Source organism: bacterium, from assembly GCA_040757115.1.
In the GTDB taxonomy this organism is placed as follows: Bacteria; UBA9089; CG2-30-40-21; order CG2-30-40-21; family SBAY01; genus JBFLXS01.
The window spans coordinates 1-5,030 of the sequence record JBFLYA010000271.1; the positions used below are offsets into that span (position 1 = coordinate 1).

At 38.6% G+C, this 5,030-nt stretch carries 1 protein-coding gene; it reads left to right on the forward strand.

Annotated elements, in window-relative coordinates:
• Positions 1–4,957, forward strand: a 4,957-nt coding sequence (locus AB1422_16780) for a hypothetical protein (protein MEW6620962.1), incomplete at its 5' end; no start/stop codon positions are given.
• Positions 4,958–5,030: the final 73 nt, after the last annotated feature.

The following is a 5,030-nucleotide window of genomic DNA, read 5'->3' on the forward strand; positions in this document are numbered from 1 at the left end:
TCCTCCAAATGGTTCTAATGCTCCTGGAACTGTAGTCCAGTTCAGATGGAATCCTTCCCCCAGAGCAAATAATTATTGGTTACAGGTATCATTAGACAGCGGATTTACTAAACTTGTGTTTGATAAAACTATTGGAAATTATATAGGAGTAAACATAACTGGCTTTCCGGATAATGGCACTCAGTACTGGTGGCGAGTGAAGGCAGGTAATTCATTAGGCTGGAGTTCATGGTCTTCGGAATGGAACTTTACTAATGGACCAAGTAGCCCTCCTGATCCACCCACATTAAGCTCTCCTCCAAATGGTTCTAATGCTCCTGGAACTGTAGTCCAGTTCAGATGGAATCCTTCCCCCAGAGCAAATAATTATTGGTTACAGGTATCATTAGACAGCGGATTTACTAAACTTGTGTTTGATAAAGCTATTGGAAATTATATAGGAGTAGACATAACTGGTTTTCCGGATAATGGCACTCAGTACTGGTGGCGAGTGAAGGCAGGTAATTCATTAGGCTGGAGTTCATGGTCTTCGGAATGGAACTTTATCAATGGACCAAGCAGCATTCCTGATACACCAACTTTAGGCACTCCTACTAATGGTTCTAACTTCCCTGGTACAAAGGTAGAATTCAGATGGCATGTAGCAGCAAGGGCTAATAACTACCATATTCAGGTATCACTTGATGGTAATTTTACTCAACTTATCTTTGATAAAGCAATAGGTAATTACATAGGAGTAGACATAACTGGCTTTCCGGATAATGGCACTCAGTACTGGTGGCGAGTGAAGGCAGGTAATACATTAGGCTGGAGTTCATGGTCTGAAGAATGGAATTTTATCAATGGACCAAGCAGCATACCTGATACACCTACTTTAGGCACTCCTACTAATGGCTCTAACTTCCCAGGTACAAAGGTAAAGTTCAGATGGCATGTAGCAGATAGGGCAAATAACTACCATATTCAGGTATCATTGGATAGTAATTTTACTCAACTTATCTTTGATGAGGCAATAGGTAATTACATAGGAGTAGACATAAGCGGGTTTCCAGACAATGGGACTCAGTACTGGTGGCGAGTGAAGGCAGGTAATTCATTAGGCTGGAGTTCATGGTCTTCGGAATGGAACTTTATCAATGGACCAAGCAGCATTCCTGATACACCTACTTTAGGCACTCCTACTAATGGTTCTAACTTCCCTGGCACAAAGGTAGAATTCAGATGGCATGTAGCAGCAAGGGCTAATAACTACCATATTCAGGTATCACTGGATAGTAATTTTACTCAACTTATCTTTGATAAAGCAATAGGTAATTACATAGGAGTAGACATAACTGGCTTTCCAGATAATGGCACTCAGTACTGGTGGCGAGTGAAGGCAGGTAATACATTAGGCTGGAGTTCATGGTCTTCGGAATGGAACTTTATCAACGGACCAACTGATAAACCTGATACACCAGAGTTAATTCGACCAGAAGATGGAACTAATATACCTGGTAATGTAGTTCAATTTCGCTGGTATCCTGCACCAAGGGCAAATAATTACCATCTACAAGTAGCATTAGACAACGGTTTTACCAAATTTGTATTTGATAAATCTATTGGAAATTATATAGGGGTAGATATGTCTGGGTTCTTAGATGACGGCACTCAGTACTGGTGGCGTGTAAAGGCAGGGAATATACTTGGGACAAGCTCCTGGTCTGCGGAATGGAATTTTATTAATGGGCCGAGTAGCAAACCTGAAATACCAATATTGATCCAGCCAGAAGATGGAGTTAATGTCCCAGGTCAAGTGATTCAATTTCGCTGGTATCCTGCACCCAGGGCAAATAATTACCATCTACAAGTAGCATTAGACAACGGTTTTACCAAATTTGTATTTGATAAAGCTATTGGAAATTATATAGGGGTAGATATGTCTGGGTTCTTAGATGATGGTACTCAATACTGGTGGCGTGTAAAGGCAGGGAATGTACTTGGTACAAGTTCATGGTCTTGTGAATGGAATTTTATTAATGGATTAAGTAATAAACCCAGTCCACCTACAGGTGTGATTGCAAAACCAGGTCCGGGTAGTGGACAGATTACTCTTATCTGGAATGCAAATCCGGAGCCTGAGTTAGATTATTATAGGATTTATTTAGGCACTTCATCTGGTAATTACTTTGGCTATTTTGATAAGGTACCCAAAGAGTGGCATACAGGAGTTATCATCTCTGGTCTTACAAATGGCACTACTTACTATATCGTAGTAACAGCAGTAAATATAAGTAGTGTTGAAAGTGATTATTCTGAAGAGGTAAGTGCTACTCCTGAAGAAATAGGTGATTCAGAACCTCCTACCATCCCGGGTAATTTAAACATTAATGATCCAGAAACAGGAGAGGAATTAGAATTATCCTGGGATGCATCAACAGATAATGTTGAGGTATCACATTACTTGATTTATCGTCTGACAAATAATTCAGCAGTATCAGAAAGTAATTATGACTATGGCTTTCCAGTAAGTACTTCTAAAACTAATTATACAGATTATGAGGTAACAGAGGCAAATACATATTATTATAAAGTGTTGGCAGTGGATACCTCAGATAATCGAAGTGGGTTATCAAATTTAGCCGATGCCTCACCAACTGATACCCTTGCACCAGCCAAACCAACTAATGTAAATACAACTCCAGGAGATACAATCATAGACCTGTGGTGGACTGCTCCAACAACTAATACAGATAACTCTGAGTTGACGGATTTAGCAGGATATAATATCTATCGTGGCACTTCTCATGGAAATTATAACCCTGAACCAATAAATGGCTTGACATTGATTACCACATTATATTATAATGATACCGGGCTAATAAATGACCAGACATATTATTATATAGTCAAGGCAGTGGATGATAGTGATAATGAAGGACCTGCATCAATAGAGGTATCTGAAACACCCGTGGGGACTGATACCCCACCTGCACCACCGTCAGATGTTATGATTACAGAAAAAGAAAATGAGTTGCTAATAACCTGGGCTCCAAATCATGAATTAGACTTAGCAGGATACAATATCTATCGAGGAACAGAAAGCGGCAATTACTCATCTACTCCAATTAATTCATCAATTCTGACTACCGAGTCATATACTGATAGGGATGTAGTTGAAAATCAAACTTATTTTTATGTTGTAAGGGCAGTAGATGAGTTAGGACATGAAAGTGAAAATAGTGAAGAGGTATCTGGAATGATAGGAGAAGGGGTAATCTGGATTATTAAGCCTACTTCTTCTAATCCAGCAAGATTATGTTTTAATCAGGAACAGGTAACTACAAAGGGATTACCTACAACAAGTATTCAAGATAAAGAACAAGTTATTATAGAATATCATCTTAGCGAAGATTATTTGGATTTATATCCATTAAGCATCATTCGATTAGAGATAAAAAATTATTATACAGGTGAACTGGTGTATACTGCCTGGGATTATAAGCCTTTCCCTTCAATAACCGATGACCCACATTTTATATGGAATGGTAGAAATAATGATGGTAAGGTAGTACCTAATGGACTATATACTACAACAATTTCTATTTACCTATTTAACATTATCAAATGGTCTACTCAGGAGGGAAGAAACATTATTATTAGTACTAAGGTAAGATTAGGTGGGGCAATAAACGGTACTGCAGACCCGGGCTTTTTTGAGGTCTATGTGCCAACAAAATATGGCGGTGTATTAACTATCTCTGCACCAGGTTGTACAATAGAGATATTTGACCCGAAAGGTAATCCCTTTACTAATGGGACAGAGGTTGGAGAAAATAACCATGGGTGGTTTACATTTAAAGTAAGCGGGTCGAAGAATTATACTGTTAGTAATACATTTGTTGAAAAAGGAGAAGCATCAACAAAACCTTGGAATGGATGGTATTGGCCTTTACTTGATTCAATAGACCCAAATCTTTATGATACAACAGGAGCATATACCCCGTTAAAAGACTATGATTCTGTATACCCAGAAGGATGTCCTCGTGCTTTTTACACATCCGAGGCTATAAGTGGTATAAGAGTTTTTGAACCGGTAGAGAGTAATGTTGGAGTTTCCTCTTTAGAATGGAACAGCATGAAACGAGAGTTGCGTTGGAACAATGGAGCATGGATTGGTCCCTTCATACAAGGATTTTATATAGTCACTTTGCCGGGTAATATTCTTAGTCCACTTAAGGTTGAGGTTACATGTAGTAGATTACCTAATATTGACAAGACTGTCAATGTAAAGACCGTTACAGATGGTAAACCTCGTGATTGGGAGGCAGCCTACCATAGTGGCGGTCTTGGATGGGAAGGACATTGCTGGGGTTGGGCAATAGCAGCAATAGCTAAGTCTCAACCAGGGCCAACAACTAAAAATAAGATTTCTTTCAACCAAGATGAAATGGAAGGTTTATATACTGAGTTAGCAGATAGTGCTTCAGAATGGGGAGATTATGTAATAGGAGATTATCCAGATAATATTATTCCACATAGTGGTTCAGGTTTAGATGCCTGGCCGAAAATTGTTCATGAAGGTTTAAGAAAGTACCTTCGACAAGAGAAAATCCCTCTAAATTCTAATTTGAGAGGGACCTCAGATCCCGATGAGATATGGAACCATCCTGTATATAAATACGAATCAACTATGGAAGAAGCCACTGGTGGTGACGAGTTTAAGATAAAAATTACTACAAAGATAACTGCTGGTAAAGATTTTCCTGCTATGCCTCCAGATAATGCTAAGCGAGAGGAGGTATATATATACCAAGTTAAATATAAGGAAAATGGTGAAATTGGAACTTCAGATCAAGATTGGATAAGTTGTTCTCATTATGCACCTAAGTGGTTTGGAAAGGTGAATAGTGAAGATGTTATTAATTGGCATTCAAATGCAGGTATTACAAAAACTAAAGTGGATGCACTTTATTAAAGGAGGTGTGAATCTTATGTGGATATTAAAATTAAAAGGAAGGAGGTTCATTTTAGCTTTACTTACTGTGTCC